This is a genomic window from Alicyclobacillus cycloheptanicus, assembly GCF_028751525.1.
GTDB classification, from domain to species: Bacteria; Bacillota; Bacilli; order Alicyclobacillales; family Alicyclobacillaceae; genus Alicyclobacillus_L; species Alicyclobacillus_L cycloheptanicus.
Window position 1 is genome coordinate 961,199 of the sequence record NZ_CP067097.1, and the last position, 20,805, is coordinate 982,003.

Sequence of the window (20,805 nt, forward strand, 5' to 3'; positions counted from 1 at the left end):
GGCCGTCATTGCCCTTCGAACGCAGGCTGTGCGTCGAACACCACTTCCTCCTGCGCCTTCTGAATCTCGAGGTTCTCGTCGCCAGGCATCAGCCGCATGCGTTTTTTCAACACGTACCGCAGCCAAGCGCCAGCCATCCAGGAAGTGAACAGCGCCAGCATGACCAGAATCGCAAAGAAGTTCTGGTTGATGATGCCGGCCGCAAACGCAACCTGGGACAACACGATGCCCGGCCCGCCTCTGGCGTTCATCGCCGCCGCCAGGTTGAAACTGGTCAATTTGTCATTGCGGATGGCTCGGCAGGTGAAGTACACGACCGCCGTCTGCACAATCGTCGCAAACACCAAGTACAGGACAAAAAAACCCACGTTGAAGTTCTGTGCAAGATTGAGAGACAGCCCGACAATCCCGAAGTACAGCGGAATGAAGAAAGAAAAGGAAATCTCCTTGACGCTCGATTCGACGCGCTTCCACAGCCGCTCTGGCAGTGCCAGCTTGGTGGCAACGCCCGCCAGCAGTGCACCGTACATGACGTCGACGCCAAGGTATCCTGCCGCATCAGCCAAAATCAATAGAATGAGCAGGAAGTAGCCGAGAAAGGAAGCACGGAACAGAAAGTTCGCGCGCTTGGATGTGATTCGCTTCAACACCCACGGGACGATGAACAGGCACACCAGCAGGAAGCCGAACGTGATGCCGAGGTTTTCCAGCAGCGCCCCCGCATTGACGCCGGCGTGCGACACCGCGATGCCGGAGGCAATGGCCAGCGCTACCCACAAAATGATGTCGTGGACGCCCGCGATGCCGATGATGATCTTGGCGAAGCGCGAGTGCATGATGCCGAGATCGGAGAAAATTTTCGAAATGACGGGAATCGAAGTGACGGCGATGGAAATTGCGACGATGATTTTCAACGCGATGACACTGTGGTCCGGCCCCAAAAACTGTGCCGGATTGAACAAGTACGTGGACAGCCAGCCAATCACAAACGGAATCACGGTCGACGCGACGATGATGGAAATGCCGATTTTCGCGTCGGACTTCTCAAAGCGATACTGGAACTTGAGCCCGGAATTGAACATCAGCATAATCAGCCCCAATTCCGAGAGAAACCCAAACAACTGCCCTTCCGACCCGAAACCAAGGTACAGCCAGTGAAACGCGTGCGGGAAGAAAAAACCCATCAACGTCGGGCCCAGCACGATGCCGCCGGCAACCTCCCCGATGATGCGAGGCACTGTCAACCGTTCCGCGATGTAACCCAGCAAGTTGCTGGCGAACAACAGCGCTGCGACGGCGAGCAGGAACCTGGCCAAATCTCCACTCGCTAAACTGAACATTAAACGACCCCTCCCTGTAGGTTGGTTTCAGAAGCCGGGCCGCACCGCCAGCTCTGACACCTGCCGTATCCCTGCCTCCTTCGGCAATGGTGGAATACCCTACGCGCGTAAGAGGGACATTCGAAAAGGCGTTTGTCCGCCATGGACAAACGTCAGATGGATTTAGGCGCAAAATTCAGCCGTTGTCCGTACGGCGGACATCCCGCGCCGTGCGCTGCCGTTGTGGGTACCGCTGAATCGGCACCCAAACGCCGAACCGGCGCCAGAAACCAAAAACTCCTGCAGACCGCATGACCTGCAGGAGTCATTATCCACACGAGTGGAACTTAAGGTGAACTCCATCACCTGCTGTTTGGTTGTCAACTGACTGCTGTAGCATATGACGAAGGTGCCGCTGCGGAAACCGGGCAAGGGTCTGCTTTTCTGCAAGGACCGCGCCCGGCACGCAGCGTGATGCAGGAAGGGGTTGCAGTTCAGATCTCCTCCACCGCTGCGCCAAGGTAATGCCGCGGACTAAAGGATGGAATGAATCCGTGCTGGTCCGCGAAACTTCGCCCGATGATCCACTCCTGGCGCGTCATGTGTTCCACCCCATCAAACAAAATCAGCACTTTCAAGGGGTGTTCCTGGGTGAACTGCTGGAGTCGCCTGGCCACCAGCTGCACCCACTCCGCGCTCTGGCGTCGTGTCAGCGGCGGGTTCTCCCAGACCAATCCGTCCAAGTACGGCACGGTCTTTGCCGCAAGCAGCTCCAGCCCGTTGTTTTGAATGAGCACCGCGCTCGGGAACCACTTGCGCAGCTGCGAGACAAATTCCGCGGCCGCCTGGATTTGGCGGGGCTGATCTGGCAGACGCTGCAGTTCCACGTTGCCGATGGTATCGAGAAAAACCCCGTCGTACCGGTGTTCCGTGAGGAGCCGGCCGATTTCGTACAGGAGCATCCCGCGCCAATGGCTCGATGTCATGTCCAGCACGTAGTTGCCGTACTCCGGCTTGGTGATTCGCTCGCCGCTCGCATCATGCAGGAAGTCGGATTCTTCCAGTTGGTGGTAGAACAACTGATGCGGACCCGCCTCCATGACGCTCGTATACCCAATGACGATGCTCCCCGTGTCCTTGAGTGCTTCCACCGAGGCGGGTGTCTGCGCGCTCGGCTCCACAATGAACGCATCAGCGTGCTCGAGCCGAACGGCCTCAGGGCGGCCATAATACACCATAAAGCTCTTGATCCGTTGGAAGATGTCCCTGGCAGGCACCCTTTACGCCCCTCCCGACTCGATTATTGCACCTGCTTGCGCAAATGCTTCTGCCGGTGCAGGTATTCCGTCCGAACGACACACGTTGCGCATGTCCGGCCGTGCGCCTGGCACGCGTTGTCACCGAGCTCCCAGCACTTGATGCTGCCGGACTCCGCGTACACAAGACACGATTCGCAAATCTCCTTGGGCACGCTCAGCATCTCGTGACAGGCTGCCAGCGGCTTGCCCTGGACCTCAGGGTGCGTTTGCACGCGGGTGAGCCAGGTGATGAACGCGTTGACCACTTCGCCATCCAGCTGCGTCCCGACCGCTTTCAACAGCGCCGCGATAGCTTCTTCAAACGGCACAGGGTCGCGCCACGCCCGGCCGTTGACCTTGGCCAAATAGAACTGCACGACGTACAGAATCCGCGCGCCGAGCGGAATCGCCTCACCCTTTAAGCCGTACGGGTAGCCGTATCCGTCCACCCGTTCGTGATGATGCAAAATATAGGAGGCGGCCCGTCGGTTGCCCGTTGCCAGCGTGACCATGGATGCACCAATTTCGCAGTGCATTTTCATCGATTCATACTCAAACTCGGTGTATCGGCCTTCCTTCGTGAGCAGCTCGCGCCGCAGCCCGATCACGCCGATGTTGCTGAACCGGGCGGCCAAGCCTAAATCGAGCAGTTCTTGCCCTGACAGCCCCATCTCGCGCCCCACCGACAGCGCGTACCGCATCATCTGCTCGGAATAGCCGACCGTATAAGGATTCAGGTTGTCAATCATCTGCACCAGGTTCGTCAGCAGCTTGACGTTGTTTTTGGAGAGCACGGCCTGCTCGGCGTAGTCGAGAGAGAGCCGTGCCACCTGCGCTGCCAGGGTCCGGATTTGGCTGAATTGTTGCTCCGTCACCTGCGACTGGTCAAAATCCTTGTCGTACAAAAATACGAGCATCCCTCGGTTCGGCACACGAATCAACGCGGCCGCGCCGATTTCCAGCGACGCGATGCAGCCAGGCAGTTGGTAGAAATCCGCGCTTTCCCGGGTGAGCAGCCGAAACGGGCGCTCTCCAATGATGCGGCGTAAGCGTTCCAGCGCCTCCGTGTCACCCGACAGCATGTGCGCGGCATCCACCGCACCGGCCGCGCCGTAGACGCCGGTCCCTTCCACTGGGTTGTCCTCCAGGTACATGCCGCCAAACCCGCCGGCCACCCCCGTGAAGGACTGCACCAGCACCTCAATCGCACCCTGTGGATCCGTCGCGACCGCGGCCACCCGGCGAATCGCAGCGTCTGCCGAAGCCACCAGAGCCGCCCGGTTTTGCTGGCGTTCGCTGAAGATGAGGTCGTCGACCACCGCTTCGACTTCCCGCAGCAGTTTGACAATCCTCAGTTCCACCTTGTTCGACACTTTTTCGACCGTCACCAAGTGGACGAGCGCGAGGCGCTCCCGCGTCACAAAGGTGAGCGCGTGGAAGCCGCCCGCCATGCCGTGATACACCGAATCATCCACGCCGGGGTCATCGATGGTCACCGGCGGCACGTACGCTTCACGGTTCGGCAGCGCCAAGCCGCTGTAGCTTGGCCCCACGCTCGCAAAGGTGTCGTAGGGATGGCTGACCGCACGCAGCATGTAGCGGTTGGTCTGTTCATCCATGACATAACACGCGAGGTATGGCGCCGCCACGACCTTGCCCACCGCATCCAGCACCTGCGTGAGGTTGTCTTCCAGTTTGTTCGTGCTGCGCAGTCCGTGCAGCAGCGCTTGCAAGCAGCGCAGCTCTTCCTCGTTCGATTTTGCCAGCCGCCGCTGCCAAATGATGAACGACAGCATGCCCAGGAAGACAACGATGGACAACGCGCCGATGAGCATGCCGAAATGCGGATGCGCCGTCTTCAGAAGCCCGCTGAACGCGGCAATGAGGTTATGCGTTGACATGGCTGCCGGCGCCTCCTTCTCTGACCGCCGCACCCTCCCCGGCCATGGGTCCACCGGCCGCACTGCGAACCGGCTGGTTTTCCGCGGCCGCCCTGGGCGCTGAGACTTGATGCAGCTTCGCCTCCAGGATGGCCACAGACTGTCCAATCTCGCGCAGCCGGTGGTCCAGCTGGGAGATTTGGGTCGACTGGTAAATCACGATGGTCAGCAGCACCAAAATGGCCACCAGGTACAAGAGGGCAGGCGGGTAATCGACCCCGACCCAGGCTGCCACGCGGTTCAGGACCCCGGGAAACATCGCCACGAACAATGCGGCAATGGTTCCAAACAGCCACAGAATGGTGGTGCGTTCACCCAGCTTTTTTCGGGTCATCAAATACAGGTTCCCGATGGTGTAAACCAAGGCAATCACGAAGATGGTCAGGCGCAGCAGCGCGCTCATGTCGTCACCCCGCGTTTCCCGAGCAGGTGGTTCAACGCGACACCAATCATGCTCAGCGTGACTTTCCCCATGTACACCAGGGGCTTCCACCCCGCGTGCATGCTCTGCCCCTGCTCCCGTTCATGGCTGCCAATCGGCACCTCGACGACCATCCATCGGCGCAGCAGGACGTCTGTGACAAAATCCGCGTCTGGGAAATCCTCCGGGAAGCGCGTCGAGCGCGCATAATGATACAGCAGCCTGCGGCTCAATCCCCGCAGCCCGGACGTCGGATCGGAGATGCGCTTGCGCGTGAAGACGTAAATGAGGAGCCGAAACCACCGAATCGCGACCAATTTCAATGCCCCGGGCCGGAACGATGGGTCGCCGGCAAATCGCGATCCGATGGCTAAGTCCGCCCCGGACGTCCGCAGCGCCTCGCGCAAGCGGACCACATCGTCGGCGTTGTGCTGGCCGTCCGCATCGTACTGAATCACGTACGAATACTGCTGACTCAAGGCATACTTGTACCCGGTCTGCAGGGTGGTTCCATAACCCAGGTTGCACGGATGGGAAATCACCGTCACCGGGTACTGCCGCGCAAGACGTGCCGTGTCGTCGGACGACCCGTCGTCAATCACCAAAATATCCGCATCCATCCCTTTGGCCAGCAACGCGGACAGAGATTTTTCAATATTGGCAGATTCGTTGTACGCCGGCACCACGATCAACGTGTCGCTCATCCCGCACCCTACCCTTTGACCATTCCGAAGTCTTTTGATGGTTCTATCTTTTCTTGTTGAGTTGATGTTTCCTTGATGAGCCTATCTTGGTGTTGTCACGCCGACGGCACCGCGGCCGCGCAGCATGGCGAGATAAACGAGGCCGATCACGATGCAAACACCGCCGAGCAGCAGTGCACCGCCCCATCCATTGGACAGGCGTCCAGGCATCCTGAACAGCTGCAGAGCGCCGAGCGCCATCAGCAGCACGGCCGCATTGGCCAGTCCGAACCGCCGCACCGTCTGCGGTGCATGCCGCAGCTCGATGCCAAGGACGCGCCGAACGTACCAAAGTAAGAAGAGAGAACAAAAGCCACTGCCTGCTGCGGCACCAACGCCTATCGTCAGTGGTCCGAAGTGCGGTGTCATGAGGATGTCGAACACAGCATTCCCTGCACATGACAGCCCTGTGACAACGACAGGCAGCCAAAGCCGTCCCGTCGCAGCCGACAACCGGAACAACAGCGCCGACAATCCTTGCATCACAATCGCGATGGCGTAGCCGCCTACGAAAGTGGCTGTCAACGCGGCCGAGTGCTGGGAAAATGCGCCGCGTTCGAACAAGATTTGAACCAACGGGACACGGAATACGAAGAACACAATCGAAATGGGCAAACACAGCATCCAGCACAGCTCAACGGCTTGTCTCAGAATGCGTTCCACCTCGTGCATGCGCTGCTGTGCCACTGCTGCACCGAAGCCAGGCAGGAGAAACACGCCGAGCGCCGAAATGAAAACCCAGTTTGGGACCTGTCCGACACGATACGCATAGCTGAGTGCCGCTAATGACCCCGGGCCTAATTTCGACGCTGCGAATCGCTCCGCAAACCCGACCCCCTGCACACAACCCAAGTAGAATGCATATGAAATGACGATTCTGACAAGGCCAGTATATAAGGTTTTGATAGAAAAGTCTAACCTTGTCCGTCTTTGGAAGACGATGTCGTTTTTCCTTTGCCACCGCACCCAAACAAAGGCCATCGACACCATCATCAGCATGGCGCCCGCTGTGATGGACGCACACAAAACGACCGCGCCCTGTGTGAGCGGCATGCGGTGCAGCGCCGCCCACTGCGACGTCGCCAGCACCATCAAGTTGAGTAGAATGGGCACGCTGATGCTCACCCGAAAGTGCCCAAGCGCCTGCATCGCTCCCGCAACAGCATAATAGCAAGGATAAATCATCACGCTGGGCAAAAGCCACAGGTACATGCTGGACATCCCGGAAAGTTCAGCTGCATTCCTTGCGTACAGAGATAGAAAGGGCATGCGCACCGCAAGCAGCACGGCGGCGACGGCGACCGACATACAGAGAACCAGGCCCACCATCCGCACTGCGATGCGGGTGTAGTCCTGCGGACGCAAGCGTTCAGCCCAGTCCCCCAGTTGAGCCGCGGCGGCGACATTCACTGCGCTGCCAAACACGTTGTTGCCAATCGTGTCCACAATCGCGTACGTCGCCGCGAAGGCGTCCGCGGCGGCACTGGTTCCCAAGTACCCGGCGATCGCGACGTCTTTTCCAAACCCGCTCAGCGCCACCGCGGCGTTCAACAGCATCATGGACAACAGGACCCGGTGCGTCTGCAGCCATCCCATCCATCGCCGGACCCGGGCGGAAGCCGGCAGAACCGCACGGACCAGCCTGGCCGCCGCGGTGCGGTACCCTCTATCGAAATGCAACCTGGGTCCCTCCGCTTCCTGCCAGTTCTACGTCCGGAACGTCTTGACCGGCCACGACGTCCTGCAGCCGGCCAAACTGAAACTGTGCCAGCAGCCGCTGCAGCTTCCGTTCGGTCGTTCGGAGGTGATAGTAATGAGTGAGTCGAATGACGGGCGACCGTGTGATGCGCGGCTGTTGTACATCGACTTCCCAGGGATGCACGTACACCATGCCCGCCCGCTCCCGGTTCACCCGGCGCAGCATCGCCGTAATGATGCCGACGGGCAGGATGCGCAGATACAGGCCGCCCGAAAACGGAAACGCGGTACCGAACAGCCGCGCGACGCAGGAAGGAAACTCCACCAAGTTCAGCCGACGCCCGCCGACGACCGGGTGGAACGGGTGATGCGGCACGCCCTTCATCCCGGACAACGGCGTACGAAACGGCTGCAGGCTGGAGTCGACGCGAAACCCCAGTTCCTCCAAAAGCGCCAGGACCTCCAGGTTCTGATGAGAGACGGACCAGGACGGCGCCCGAAACGCGGTGACCGCCTGCCCAGACAAATCTTCCAAGAGGGCCTTCGACCACGTGAGGTCGCTGCGAATCTCCGCCAGGGTCATGCGTGTGAGCATCTGATGCCAGCCGCCATGGGAAGCAAGTTCATGCCCCCGGGAAACAATCTCCGTGACCAGCCCCGGATGCTTCTTCGCCACACACCCCAGCACAAAGAACGTACCCTTGACCCCAAACCCATCAAACAAATCGAGCAGTTTCCGCGTGTTGGCATCCACGCGGTCCTCAAAACGATCCCAAGTTTGAAGGGGAAAATCAAAGTCGCTGGTCTGGTACCAGTCTTCCACATCCACCGTGAGTGCATTTTGCACGCGCGATTCCCCCTTGCCATTCATCGTCTGCGAAACAGGTCACGCCAGGTCTCTTTCCGAACGGACAGGCCGCACAGCGCCCACAGGTAACCAAAAGTCGGGCCGACATCCGACCAGGAGAGAATATCGTCTTCCCCGCCAGCGCGCCGTCCGCCGAAAAACGGCGGATGACTGGAGAACCGGCGTGGATTGGCAAGGAAATGCAGCATATCGGCCGGCAGCAGCGACCGGCAGATAACCCCTGTCTGGTACTGAAAACAGGGCGCAACCTCGCGGTCAAGTGCCAGCTGGTAGTACATCCAGGGAAAGTCCACGCCAGCCAGGATGCTGCAGTGCAAGGAGTTCCAAAACCTCGTGTTGGCCTCCATAAAGGTGAGCTGCCCCGTCGTCCCGTTTCGCATGAACTCGAATTCGATCACGCCGCGCCAACCGATGGATTCCGCAAATTCGCGGCACATGGCCAAAAGCGGCTCGTCCGCGATGCTTTCCTGTGCGCTGCTCGGCCCATGGCGAATTGGGAAATGGCGCAGCTCGCGCTGCACAAACCCGGCCACACACCGGCTGTCGTTCGTCAGCAGCAAGCACACGTCGATTCGCTCACCAAGCGGGACATACTGCTGCACCAGCGGCGGCCGCCCGTCGCGCATGCCCGCCCGCCACTGGTCCACGACATCCTCCAGCGAGTCTGTCACAGACAACCCGCGCGATCCCGATTGGCACCTGGCTTTGACGACCCAGGGTGCGGGCCAGGCGGCAATCGTGTTCCGAAGCACGGTTTCCTCTGCCGTCCCGCACGTGGCTGGACAGCAAAAGCCAAAGTCCCGGGCCGCTGCAGTGGCAGACAGCTTGTCCCGCATCTGCCAGTAGACATCCGGCGGCGGCAGCACACGCAAAATCGCCGCGGGGAGGGGTGCGTTCGGCTGCATCAGCGCATCCATCACGTCATCGTCCATCGGAAACAACACCATCGGCGACTGGGCGCTGGCTTCGGACGTCAGCCACGCCAGGAAACCCGCTGGGTCAGCCGCTGGATTGGGATAGACGAGACGCCGTCGGCAGAATTTCGACCAGGCGGACGGATTCAGACGACTGGCTTCGGCCACTGCAACACCCACACCGCGCCGACCCAAGCTTCTCGCCGCGGCAAGGGTCTTGCGCAGCATCCCGTTCGTCAGCAGTGCAGAGGGAACACGGTTGTCCGAATGAACCTGGCGCGTTTTACCCATCGTACTTCTTCTCCTGCGGCTGGACATCCGCTGTGATTTCGTAAACCGTCAGATGTGCATCGTGAAAGTACACTTTGACTGGGTGATGCTGTTCGTAAATGGACAACCACTGTTTCAAAGCAGCTCGGTCCTTTGCCTCTTGTGCGTACAAGGGCGCCTCCAGCGGATAAATCGAGTTGGACTTGCTGACTTCGAATATCTGGTTCGGATAATAGAGAAACACATTCGGTGCGATACCATCGTACGGATGATGCTGACCATACTTGGTCAATGGAGGTTTCGCTGGGTCAAAGGTTCGCACGAATTCGCCAATGTCCATGCGGTACCCGCTGCCGAGCACCAGTGCGTACTCTTCGTTGTTCGCGACGAGCATGTACCCCGCGTACTGAAACTGGTTGTTGATATGAAGATAGGCTTCCACGTCTTCCGGCCACTGCATTTTGTAGGGAATGATGGGCGTGAGCCCGCCGGTCGCGACGGCACCCGCTATTCCCGCCGCCGTGAGCGTACTGCCGGACCAGCGGACCATCTGCTTGCTCCGCCACAACGCGCACACCGCGTGGACAGCCAGGGCGACCACGAGCGGCTGCGTCACCGCCCACAAATCCAGTGCTCGGGAAATCAGGACGAGATTCTGTGTCACCGGCCCTCCCGCGTAATACAGGAGGAACACCAAGCCCCCAAACACCGCGCCGATCAACCACTCGCGCCGCGGATTACGGCGCGTCAACTGCACCAGCGCTGCCACGACCAGCACAGCCAAGGCAAGCAGCCCCACCATGTCCAGCCAGGTGAGCGCAGGGGGGTGAACCGTTTGCTGGACGGTCGACCCGGCAAAATCACTCGCGGACGTGTTAAACCCACGGTGAAAGGCAAAGCCCAGTGCAATCGGGGCCACCGTCACCCCACAGGCGATGACGCCTGCCGCAAGGGCACGGAGCAGGCGGCCTTTCGTGAACGGCCCCGGCAGGACGGCGTGTGTGATGACCACCGCCGCGCACCCAAGGCCGCAGAGGACGAAGGCAAGCGGATGGGTCAGTCCCGTCACCGACAGCCCGGCCAAGGCGGTGGTGTAGTCCGTCCGGTCACCGTGATCGATATACCGGTTCAAGAAGTAGAGCGTCGGTGCCACGAAGATAAACCCGAACTCCTGCGAGTTTGTGGCTGCCTGGCGCGCCCAGTCGTCGCCCAGCAAGGTATGCCCGAACAGGCCGTACAGGACTGCCGCGACGAGGCCAATTGCGCGCTGCCCCGTCAACCGCGAAGCGGCGAAATACAGACTGTACACAATCAGCACCGTGTCCATGGGCCCCGCGTATTTCAACACGAAGAGCAGGTTGATGAACGCAAATTTGCCGAGTGTCGCCAGGTAGAAATAGAGTCCTTGCGGATAAATGCCGTCGTGAAAGAGAATCCGCTCGTTCACATATTTGATCCACGCCAAGGTCACATAGCCATCGGACATCGCGGGCGCTGGACTCGTCACCGCATCGTAGCCGCGGACATACACCGACGCCGCCATGACGACCAACAGCAAGATGACTTCCACCGTCGCGGGAGACCAGGAGATCCGAAGTTCGCGCCGGGACTTTGCCCACCAGGCTTGCACGGCCGGAATGGCCTTGCGCAGCCACTGCTTCAGGAGGTACCTCGTCTCCACCAAGTCGTAGAACAACGCCATCGCAGTCGCGCCGACGGTGCTCCGGTGCTTGCCGCTGCGGCTGCGGCGAACCAGAAAGACGATGAACACGACGCCTAAAAAACCCAGCGCTTCGTACAGCTTGGTGATGAGCAAGGCATAGCCAACGAGAATCACAAAACACACCATGCGCATGTACATGGAGACGATGCCGTCCGTCCGTGATGCGCTCGCGAGCGGACGGAACAACAGACGCGGCATGAGGACATACACCAGCACAAAGGCGAGCAGGAAATGCCCCAGGTTGTACGCTTGCACAGGGAGGGAACTGTAATCCATGACAGCCTCCGTTACGACAGCAAATAAAGGTGGTAGTCAAAGTTCCGGAACACTTGAAACACATTGCGGGTTGTGAAAAACAGAAAAATGATGCTGCCCGCGAGAATGCCCCAGACGGCATCCGCGTAGCTGAACCAGCGGCTGAGCAAGAACCCGGTGGCGAGGTTCACGGCGACCGACAGCAAGATGGGGCGTACCACCAGCTCAGGGCGGTTCAGGGAGAACATGGTGACCGCGTTCAACAGCGCGATGGAAAGAATCGAGTACGAAATCAGACCGATGACGAACACAAAATTGCTGGTGGAAGTCAGCGTGACTGCCTGCGGCAGATGCATGAGGTAGTTGTCGAGCAGCCACTTCACGCCGAGATAGACCAATACCGCACTGATCGCGGCGGTGATCACCATCGTGACCATACTCTTGCGGTAGTCTGCGAGAAAGGCGCGGTTCATCTCGGCGGCCTCACGGCCGGCATACTGGCGCTGCGCCACCAGGGCAGCATTCATAATGCGCGTGACCACCACTTCGGTGACGCCCAGCGGCAGAATCATCGTCGCCAGCGCGAAGTCGAGGCCTGCTTCATAGTCGCCGCGAAACCAAATGAGGTACTGCGAGAACGCAGAGTTCGTCGACCAGGCCATGACGCGATCGACAAACAGAAGCACAAAGTACAGAAAGCCGTATAGAAAATACGGCAGCGTGGAGTACACCGTCACCCCCGGCCGCGGCAGGTGGGGCTGGATGCCGTGTTCGAGGCGGTTGGGAGAACGGCGGAAAAAGTACAGCACCAAGAGCATGCCAACGAGCGAGATGAACAGCATCGCGGCCAGCTGCGCGATGATGATGTTGATGTGCAGCCCCCGAAAGCCAATCCATACCAATCCGATGCCGCTGGCCAAGAGCCCGGTGAAGAAGACCTCCCGTTTCAACACGTACATGACGGTGACCGACAACCAAATGGCGTTCAGCACAATGTAGTAAGCCAGCCCCACGAACAGCATGTGGAACGGCAGAATCGGGAACAACCCGTTGATCCAAACCAGGAGTGCGGAAATCCCGACAGAGGTATAAATCCCCATGCGGATGTATTGAAAGGTGACCCGCTGTGCCATCTTGTAATAGCCCTGGAAAATGTAAAAGAACGCGCGGCGTGCGATGGCCTGCATGAATCCACCGACCGTGAAAAAGCTGAGAATCGTCCCGATGGCGATGGACGTCGCCAGGGAAACACTCAGGTTCTGATACGACCAGAGTGAAAAGTGCAGCGTGAGCATGGAAATTTCGGACAGCACCATAGGCAAGGCAAACACCATGCCGCGCGCGAACTCGCGAACCGCGTTCACCACCGACTGCCACACCGGTGTTCTCGGCACGAATTCGTTCGCGCGGGCGTGAATCGTACGGCGCTGCATGCCCCACAGCTGGCGCGCCAAGTCGAACACGTTGTCCATGCCAAACCGCTGCCGCACCCGCAAGTCGTTCCAGCCGATGGATTCCAGCAGCGCCGCGATCTCGTAAGGGTCCTCTGGATGCAGATGCTTTTCCTGAATCTCCTTCAACAAGTCGCGAAGCTCATCGGTTTCTCGCAGCGATCCAGAACCGCGGTACATGGTCAATCACCGCAGCCTTCGACGACCATGTTCACAATCAGTTCCACCAGCTTCCCCTCTTGCTCCGCCAATTGAATCGCAGTCTCCGTAATGACCTCACCCTTGCCAATCAACAGGTCGCCCTGGCGATCGAGGATGTCCTTCCCAGACCGTTTGCCGACAATATACCGGTGTTTGATGCGCTCAATTTCAGCCGGATCGCGCTCGGGCAACGGCCGTCCCAGCAACACCTCGTCCGTCCGCTGGTACACGGGCGCGACCGCCTCAGCCACGGGCGCCGCCTCAGCCGCCGGGGCCGTTTCCTGCCGCGGATCCGGCTGGGGTGCAGGGTTTGGCTGGAGTGCACCTGGTTCTGGCGGCAGCATCGACGAGACACCGCTCGGTTCGGCCGGTACGGTGTGCTCGTCAGGCACGGATAACGTCCCCGCGGCGGAGATGCGTGCAGCCACACTTTGAAACGACGCACAGGCTTGCAAGGCATCCGCCAGCGACGCCGTCGCATCAGACGGCACGCGCGCCTCCACGGCCGGCAAACCACCTGCTGGGGTCGTCGGCCGTGCACGTCCCATGCGCGGGAACGAGCGTATCACCGTCACCCCGCGGACCACGCGAAGGCGCCGGGATCGCACCGTGTCCGCCAGCTCCGGCGCACGCTCTGCAGCAGGGGCTGCAGCCTCTGTGCGGTCCGCTTCGGAAGCGGCGTGATCGGACGCAGGATTCATCCGCTCTCCAGCCAGCAGTTTCCGCAGCTGCTCCGGCATCCCGGACGTCTGACGCGCCTCGGATGGCCCCGCTGTCTCCGGCGTGGACGGCGTGGTTGGCGCAGTCGCTGTGCGCGGGGCAATCGGCACCCGCCGGGACGGGACGCGGACGCTAACGGGCGGCACCGGCGGTGTCTCCGTGGCCGGCTGCTGCTTGACGGGCTGCTGCTTGACGGGCTGCGCTTGAACGGCGGACGGCCCCTGAACACGCTGCGCCTCGATGTGCTGCGCCTTGACGGGCTTCGCTTCGATGGGCTCATCCTTCGTTGGTGCGAGAAAGCCATGTACGATGGTCCGCCCGCTGGAGAATCCATCGTCGTCGCTTCGCGCATTGAGGTCCGGGAATGGCTTCCCGCTCGGTTCTTCCCTTGCCTCGACGGGCTCCACGACAGCGGTGTCACGCGCTGCGGTGGAAGCGGCCGCCGTCATGCGGGCCGCCAGCGAAAGCTGTTCCGCTGCAGCTTGGGATGGCGGCGTGCCAGTGCCTTCGCGTTCGGCGTCCAAGCTGCCAATCAACTTGTGAAGCCGCTGCGTCATCGAAGGCTCACTTCGGCTGCGGCTCACATCCCGAAACGGCACCACGTTCTGCCGCGGCACCGTCGGTCGATCGCCAGTCCCTTGGGCCGGCTGTTGTTCGTTCAACGCAGCGACAATGGCTTCGATTTCACTCCAGAGACTGTACGCCATATTCACCACCCGCAACCCATTCATACTTGAGCCGTTCCAATCTGGCCCGCTCCCGTTCGCCAAGCGCGGCATACATTCGACTCAGTTCGAGGCAAAACACCGGGACGGCCGGGCTGTCTTCCGCAATCGCGACAGCGCGGCGCAAGAGCGCGGCTGCCTCGGGCAGCTTGCCAAAATCCGCCAAGGCCAGCGCACGCTCCGCGAGCAGCTGCTGCCGTCGTCGTAACAGGGTCTGATGTTGTCGAATACTTGTTTCTAGTATACTGTGCGCAGTCTCAAAGTCCTGCTGTTCCACGCGCAGTCTGGCCAGATCCGCAAGCAGCACCGGCGTCGCCGGCGAATGCGGTGCGGCCTCAACGGCCAGGACCATCTGCTCGAGCGCCTCGTGCCGAAAGCCAGCGTCCAATAAGGCGTACGCCCGTTCCATGTACATGCGCTGCGCATCAAGTGCGCCCTGCCGCCTGCCGCCGCCCGCCACGGGCTCAGCCGCCGAAGGCGCAGATTCGGCGGCCCCTGCTTCTTCCCGTTGACGCCGCAGGTCGGTCAGGTTCACCTGGAAGCGTGCCACCGGCTGCAGCGGAGTGTGCGGTTGCGCGACGCTCAACTTCACGTAGGCCTTGAGGTACATTTCCAGGCTGCGTTCGAGCGTAAACAAATTGAGCGCCCGATCGCGCGCGTTTTGCCCCATTTCGCTGCGCAGTCCGGGGTTGTTCAGCAGGCGAATCAGGCCGTCCGCCAATGCTTGCGGTTCTCCCGGCGGCACCAGAATCCCCGTGTCGCCAAGCGCTTCGGAGACGCCGCCAACGTCGGTCGACACAATCGCCTTGCCCGCCAGCATCGCCTCCACAATGGAGTACGGGAACGCCTCCGAAATGCTCGACAACACGGCCACGTCCCCTTGCTCGTAAGCCGCCGCGATGTCGGATGTCTGTCCACAAAACACCACGGTATTCTCCAGCTTCAATTCCTTAACCAGCCGCTCACACGCTTTGTGATAGTCTGGCACCGAGACGGCCCCATATACCAGGAACTGAACGTCCGGAATCTCCCTTCGCACCAAGTCCGCTGCCCGGATGAGGCCGAGAATGTCCTTGATGGGGTCGATACGTGCCACCGCCACTACGGTGGGCCGTGGGTGTTCGAGCGCACGCGCCCGGGTGAAAATTTCATGGTCGACGCCGTTGTAGATGACTTCAATGCGCTCATGGCGGTCCGTCATGACACGCTCCCAGCGCGTGTTGTAGTGGCACACCGGAGAAATTTGGTCCGCGAGCGCATAATTCAGGTCAACGACGGCGTGAATCAGGCGAATCAGGAAGGTGTTCAAAAAACCCGGATAACCGCGTTTCGACAAGGACAGATACTGCTCGCGCAGGTATACCCCATGTTCGGTGAGCAAAAACGGTGTTCCGTATTTGAGTTTGGCAATCACGCACGGCAGGCCGCAAAAGGCAGCGGCCGAGGCATGCGTCACCGTGGTACGAGGCACAGGTGTATTAATAATATTGAAGAACCGGTACACCCAGCCCAGACTCTGGATGAGCGAGTAGATGTCCGGCTGCGGCATACCAAGCTCCGGATTTTTCACCGCCTCCTGAATCAGCCGCTTATAGGCTTCCCAGACGCGAGGCGATTTGAACGACACTTTATAATCATAATCCGTGAAGAAGTCGTACAGTTCGACGATGAGGTTTGCGAACGCGAACGGATCCTTCCGCACCGCGATGATATGCTGGACAAGCCGAACGAACAGCGGTAAGAACTGGTCTTCAATCACCGCATCGGTGGTCCGCTGCTTGCTGAGGTAAGTCGTACTGAAACGCTGGTCGAGGTGCTCGCTGGGCTCTTCCGTCCCCCACAACGGCACCTTGACTAACGCCGTTCCCTTCGGCAGCTGGTACTGCTGCGCGACGAACGGATCCATCTGTACACTGAACACGGTATAATCCACCGATTTCAATCGATGAACCATGATGTCGCACCAGGTGCTGACGCCGCCTGGAGAGAATGGATAGGTTCCTTCCGTGGTCAGCAGAACGGAGATTTTCCCCGTTTCACCGATTCCCCGCGCCATGGTGTCTCACCCGTACCCCTCGTATCGTCTCTATTATTTCTCTGCACATTTGCGCGCTTTCACCCTGCCGTCTCTGGCACGTACGATGGTGCGCTCTCTTTCATCTCTTACATCTATTTCAATCGGATGCCATGTTATCCACAGAAAAAGCGGAGTTACCCACAGAAAAACCCGGGTTATCCACAACACCGCCGTGGATTTGTCCACAGGAGCAGTCTCATGTTTACACAGTTGCCACGGCAGCGTCAAGCAAAAAATAATGGTCAGCCCCCACAAACTGACAGCAAACGACATCAGCCGTCGGCTACAATAGCGCTAATCTTGTCAATCTATCGGCCGTTTGGTCGAGTGGACCGTGGAGGGATGAAGATGTTCACAGCAGAGAGAGTAACGAAGAAAGCGCTTGCGTTCGCGGGGGCCGTCCTGGCAGGGGTGGTGTTGACCGGAACCGCTGCGTTCGCCGCATCGTCACTCAAGGCCGTCAAAGCACAAGCGCAGTCAGGCATCAACTACAACGGGGTCAAGGGAGATCGACTCGTGTATCAAAAAACAACCTATGCAGAACTGTACGCGATTCAGCAAGCCTTGAAGAACCAGGGGATTCAGAATCAGTGGAACGGAACGAGCGGTCAGTTTACGATTCAAACGCCGACCGAAGTCCAGTGGATGCAAAAGATCTTCGCCGCTGCCACCCAGCTCTCGAGCAGCGACCAGGTCCAAGTCATGAAGGAACTCGCGGCCATCGAGTCTCCCAGTCATACCGAGAGTGCCGCGCAACGAATTGCTGACCTGAGCCAGTTGTACCAGGATATTGAACAGTCGTTGGCGACCACCGGCACCCCCGCCGATCCGCTCGGGGGACTGCTCAGCACCCTCACGAATGCGCTCGGGCTCGGCGGCTTGCTCGGCCAGTGAGGTCACAGCAGCGGCGCCAACAACCGTGCGCACCGGTCAGTCACGCGCCCAAACCACGGCCGCTCCGCCAGCATCGCTTGCGTCAGCCGCCTGGCATCCTGTAAATCGGTTTCAAATTGGCTCGTCAGGTCCGAGGCGATCGCCTCACTATAGAGCAGTTCGCCCACTTCGAAGTTCAGCCGAAAGCTTCGCAGGTCCATGTTGGCCGCGCCAACGAAGGCGATTTGCCCATCCACAGTCATGACCTTCGTGTGCAGCAGGCCCTTTTGATACTGGTAAATCTCCACACCAGCGTCCAGCAAGTCGCCAAAATAGGTGTGACTGGCCAGCCCAATCATCTTGTGGTCCGGGCTGGCCGGGACCAACAAACGCACCCGCACGCCCCGCGCGACCGCCGTCTTGAGGGCGTGTGTGATGGCCGGGCTGGGGACGAAATAGGGGGTGGTCACGTCCACTGTGTTTGCGGCCGTGGAAACACATAAAAAGAACACATCGTGCGCGGTCTGCACATGCGAGCTTGGCCGGCTGTCGATGGTCTGCACCAACGCATGCCGTGACACCATCAGCTTCTCTTGCGGCTCAACCGGGCGCGAGGACGGGTCAGTGGCCAGCTCTTCACTCCACTCCCCATCCAAGCCCCACGCAGCCGCTGCGGAAACGCCCGAACCCCCCGCCCAACGCACGCCTGCAAGCCGTGCCGGTCGAGCCGCCGCGCCGCGTTCGGACGAAGCAGGCTGCGGCCGCTGCCGGATGGCGCCGCGAGCGTGAACAGGCGTCGCAATGGACCAATTTCGCTCGAACACAGCCATGATATCCGGCACACACGCGCCGGTCAGCTTCAGATGCGTGTCGCGCCACCAGCCCACGCCCGGCTTCAGTCCTGTGTATTCATAGCCGACGTTGATGCCGCCCACAAAACTTTGCGCGCCGTCGACCACCACAATTTTGCAATGATCACGATGATTGAGCGTCGGCCGCAGCCACGGGAACCGCAGCGGGAAGAAGATGCGGCAGTCGATGCCGCTGGCCTGCATTCGGCGCAGTTCCGCCCGCGGGAACTTGCGGCTGCCCATCCCGTCCACCATGAACCGCACCCGAACCCCGGCGGCCGCACGCTCCTTGAGGATCTCGGTCATTTGCCGCCCAATTGCATCGTCCCGGTAGATGTAGTACTCCACGTCGATGCTTCGCTCTGCCGCCTGGAGGGCTTTGAACAGTGCAGCATAGGTGGGACGTCCGTTCACCAGCACCTGGACGTCTCCGGGCTTGGCCGGACAGCCCGTCCGGCGTTCCACGGCCAAAGCGACCGATGGTACGCCGCCATCAAGCGAACCACTGGCCGAGCCCGCCCCAAGAGAACCCAATGAGTTCGACGAACGCGCCCGCGGCCGGCTCGTGCGGTCCATGGGCAAAGGACGATTGAGGAGGAGATAGAGGATTGGACCCACCAGCGGCAGCACGACGCCGATCATCACCCAGGTCAGGGCGTGCATCGGGCGGTGCACATTGGCGATCGCGATGGCCAGCACCGCCAATGTGTTGATGCCGTAAAGACACGTCAGCACAATCCAGGCCACGGACAGCCCCCTCCCGTCATGATGTCTCTCATAAGATGAGCGTCCGGGCACCCGGGTATACGGCATGCTTCTTCACAAAGCGCGAAATCGCGAGGTTGAGCAATGCCGGCTGCTTGCTCGGAATCCGGTGGCTGGACGCTGGAATGTAGACCAGCTGACTGTTCGGCAGCCGTTCGTACAGCTGTTTCCCATACGGGTGGAAAGGCCGGTCATGCTGCCCGTACAGCAGCAGCACAGGCTGCTCGATGGCCGACACCCGTTCGGTGCAGTCGTACGTCAGGCTGCAGCGGTAGTACGCTTGTGCGTCTGCGAAGCTGCACTGCAAATTGGCGGCCAGAGTCTCTCGGAAGGTCTCCCGGACGGAGTTGGTCTTCGCCAGTCCCCACGCCAGGAAGTGCTGAAACCAGGGGTGCGTCAGGGCGATGCCGGCGGTCACCAGCCCCCGGAGATACAGGCTTTGCACTTCCGAAAAGCCGCCGATGAGGATGGCCCCCTGGGCTCGTTCAGGACATTGGAGCAGAAACTCGAGCGCAATCGAACCGCCCATGGAGTAACCGCACAGGAACGCCCTGTCTTCGCCCGCGGCATTCAGCACGGCCTGCATGTCTGACACAATCAAGTCATAGGTCAGCGGGGTTGGCGAAGCCTGGCTGCGACCGTGGCCGCGAATATCAAACGTGATGGTCTTGAATGTTTTCGATAATGCGGCTGTCTGCAGTGCAAAACACGTGCTGCTGAGCACCGGTGGATGGATGAACAAAATCGGGACCCCTTGTCCCCGCACTTCGTAGTGCAGTCGTACGCCGCCGCTCGACAGGTATGGCACGTCATTCACTTCCCCGTGTAGGTGTCCCTTCGTCGCACACCCGTAGTGTGGAAGTTCGCGCCGCATCCCATGCCGGCCGGGGCTGGCAATGATTGACGCCGTTGGGAAGCGTATTTTCGGCCCGTCCGACTGTATACACTAAGCACGGAGGCCGAAGGGGGTGCGGTGCGTTGAAGTCGCTCACACTGTTGGAGGCCGCAAGCGCCTTGTCGGCAATGGGAAGTGTTGCAATCGCGATCACGACGCTGTACCAAATTCGGCGGAGCAGCCGCGAGTCCGTGCTGCCGCTGGTCTATCCGGAGTTTGTTTCCGTCGACGAGAAGACGATTCAAGTCAAGCTGCGCAACTACGGCCGCGGGCCGGCGATTGACGTGCAAATGACCCTGTTCGTTGGCGGACGCCCGGTGTATTTCACCGCCTATAAGAATAAACAGCGCGTTACGTTCCTCAACATCGCCACCAACGAGTCTGAGGCGCTCACTCTCTGCACCGATGAGCCCGCGGCCGACCTGCTGCTGCGGCTTCGCTACAAGTCTGTGCTGCGGGAAAAGTTTCACCGGCGCATCACGGTGCGCAACAGCGAGGTTCTGGGGCTCGACGGCAATCCGTCCCTCTTGGTGCGCATTCAACGCCTTGGACGTGGAACACGCCGAAAACGGCGGGCTTGGTGGTGACGCCGGCATCTGGCGCATCAGGCTGAAAAGCTTGTCATCTGCAGGAGCCCTTCGAAATCGGCGACCGGGATGGGTTTGCTGTACAAATAGCCTTGCATTTCGTCACAGCCGTAGCGGGCCAACAGCTCGTGCTGCTCTTCGGTTTCGACCCCTTCAGCGACCACCGTCAATTCTAAACATACATCTCAAGTCTTTTAAGTTCCGATTGAAA

17 protein-coding genes and 1 riboswitch are annotated in these 20,805 nt (G+C 60.1%); of the genes, 2 read left to right on the forward strand and 15 right to left on the reverse strand.

Annotated elements, in window-relative coordinates; translation table 11 throughout:
* Nucleotides 1-5 precede the first annotated feature (5 nt).
* The 12 genes from JI721_RS04460 to pelF form a co-directional block, all read right to left on the reverse strand.
* Nucleotides 6-1,340 carry a cation:proton antiporter gene (locus tag JI721_RS04460; RefSeq protein WP_274456866.1) on the reverse strand — a complete coding sequence of 445 codons (1,335 nt, stop codon included), beginning with the start codon at nucleotides 1,338-1,340 and terminating at the stop codon, nucleotides 6-8.
* Nucleotides 1,341-1,631: 291 nt separating this feature from the next.
* Nucleotides 1,632-1,695, reverse strand: a riboswitch (Fluoride riboswitch).
* A gap of 118 nt (nucleotides 1,696-1,813) precedes the next feature.
* Complete coding sequence (locus tag JI721_RS04465; RefSeq protein ID WP_274456867.1) at nucleotides 1,814-2,596, reverse strand: glycoside hydrolase family 191 protein; 783 nt, start codon at nucleotides 2,594-2,596, stop codon at nucleotides 1,814-1,816.
* Between the two features lie 23 nt (nucleotides 2,597-2,619).
* Nucleotides 2,620-4,518, reverse strand: coding sequence for an HD-GYP domain-containing protein (locus JI721_RS04470; RefSeq protein ID WP_274456868.1), 1,899 nt, complete (start codon nucleotides 4,516-4,518; stop codon nucleotides 2,620-2,622).
* Entirely contained in the window at nucleotides 4,505-4,960 is a 456-nt protein-coding gene (locus JI721_RS04475; protein WP_274456869.1) for a DUF2304 domain-containing protein, read from the reverse strand. Before JI721_RS04475 ends, JI721_RS04470 begins: the two co-directional genes overlap by 14 nt.
* A complete protein-coding gene (locus JI721_RS04480; protein WP_274456870.1) occupies nucleotides 4,957-5,682 on the reverse strand; it encodes a glycosyltransferase family 2 protein in 726 nt (241 codons plus the stop codon). The genes JI721_RS04475 and JI721_RS04480 overlap by 4 nt, the downstream gene beginning before the upstream one ends.
* Before the next feature lie 81 nt (nucleotides 5,683-5,763).
* On the reverse strand, nucleotides 5,764-7,401 hold the full coding sequence (gene murJ / locus JI721_RS04485; protein ID WP_274456871.1) for a murein biosynthesis integral membrane protein MurJ: 1,638 nt from the start codon (nucleotides 7,399-7,401) through the stop codon (nucleotides 5,764-5,766).
* Nucleotides 7,388-8,266, reverse strand: a complete 879-nt coding sequence (locus JI721_RS04490) for a DUF3473 domain-containing protein (protein ID WP_274456872.1) — start codon at nucleotides 8,264-8,266, stop codon at nucleotides 7,388-7,390. Before JI721_RS04490 ends, murJ begins: the two co-directional genes overlap by 14 nt.
* Before the next feature lie 20 nt (nucleotides 8,267-8,286).
* Nucleotides 8,287-9,492, reverse strand: coding sequence for a carboxylate--amine ligase (locus JI721_RS04495; RefSeq protein ID WP_274456873.1), 1,206 nt, complete (start codon nucleotides 9,490-9,492; stop codon nucleotides 8,287-8,289).
* Nucleotides 9,485-11,470: a hypothetical protein gene (locus JI721_RS04500; protein ID WP_274456874.1), complete on the reverse strand. Its 1,986-nt coding sequence runs from the start codon at nucleotides 11,468-11,470 to the stop codon at nucleotides 9,485-9,487. Before JI721_RS04500 ends, JI721_RS04495 begins: the two co-directional genes overlap by 8 nt.
* 11 nt (nucleotides 11,471-11,481) lie before the next feature.
* On the reverse strand, nucleotides 11,482-13,086 hold the full coding sequence (locus JI721_RS04505; protein ID WP_274456875.1) for a cation-translocating P-type ATPase: 1,605 nt from the start codon (nucleotides 13,084-13,086) through the stop codon (nucleotides 11,482-11,484).
* The gene (locus tag JI721_RS04510) at nucleotides 13,083-14,552 is read right to left on the reverse strand and encodes a hypothetical protein (RefSeq protein ID WP_274456876.1); all 1,470 of its coding nucleotides are present in this window, start codon (nucleotides 14,550-14,552) and stop codon (nucleotides 13,083-13,085) included. The genes JI721_RS04505 and JI721_RS04510 overlap by 4 nt, the downstream gene beginning before the upstream one ends.
* Complete coding sequence (gene pelF / locus JI721_RS04515; RefSeq protein ID WP_274456877.1) at nucleotides 14,506-16,602, reverse strand: GT4 family glycosyltransferase PelF; 2,097 nt, start codon at nucleotides 16,600-16,602, stop codon at nucleotides 14,506-14,508. The genes JI721_RS04510 and pelF overlap by 47 nt, the downstream gene beginning before the upstream one ends.
* A 369-nt stretch (nucleotides 16,603-16,971) precedes the next feature.
* On the opposite strand from pelF, the gene JI721_RS04520 reads away from it, so the two are divergent.
* Nucleotides 16,972-17,517: a hypothetical protein gene (locus tag JI721_RS04520; protein WP_274456878.1), complete on the forward strand. Its 546-nt coding sequence runs from the start codon at nucleotides 16,972-16,974 to the stop codon at nucleotides 17,515-17,517.
* Between the two features lie 2 nt (nucleotides 17,518-17,519).
* Here the strand turns inward: JI721_RS04520 and JI721_RS04525 are convergent, their stop codons facing one another.
* Together JI721_RS04525 and JI721_RS04530 are read right to left on the reverse strand one after the other, a co-directional pair.
* Nucleotides 17,520-19,094: a phospholipase D-like domain-containing protein gene (locus JI721_RS04525; RefSeq protein ID WP_274456879.1), complete on the reverse strand. Its 1,575-nt coding sequence runs from the start codon at nucleotides 19,092-19,094 to the stop codon at nucleotides 17,520-17,522.
* 28 nt (nucleotides 19,095-19,122) lie between these two features.
* Entirely contained in the window at nucleotides 19,123-19,920 is a 798-nt protein-coding gene (locus JI721_RS04530) for an alpha/beta fold hydrolase (protein ID WP_274456880.1), read from the reverse strand.
* A 170-nt stretch (nucleotides 19,921-20,090) separates the two neighbouring features.
* Here JI721_RS04530 and JI721_RS04535 point away from each other — a divergent pair, with 170 nt between their 5' ends.
* Nucleotides 20,091-20,594: a hypothetical protein gene (locus tag JI721_RS04535; RefSeq protein ID WP_274456881.1), complete on the forward strand. Its 504-nt coding sequence runs from the start codon at nucleotides 20,091-20,093 to the stop codon at nucleotides 20,592-20,594.
* A 17-nt stretch (nucleotides 20,595-20,611) separates the two neighbouring features.
* Here JI721_RS04535 and JI721_RS04540 read toward each other — a convergent pair whose 3' ends face one another.
* Complete coding sequence (locus tag JI721_RS04540) at nucleotides 20,612-20,758, reverse strand: EAL domain-containing protein (protein WP_274457671.1); 147 nt, start codon at nucleotides 20,756-20,758, stop codon at nucleotides 20,612-20,614.
* Nucleotides 20,759-20,805: the final 47 nt, after the last annotated feature.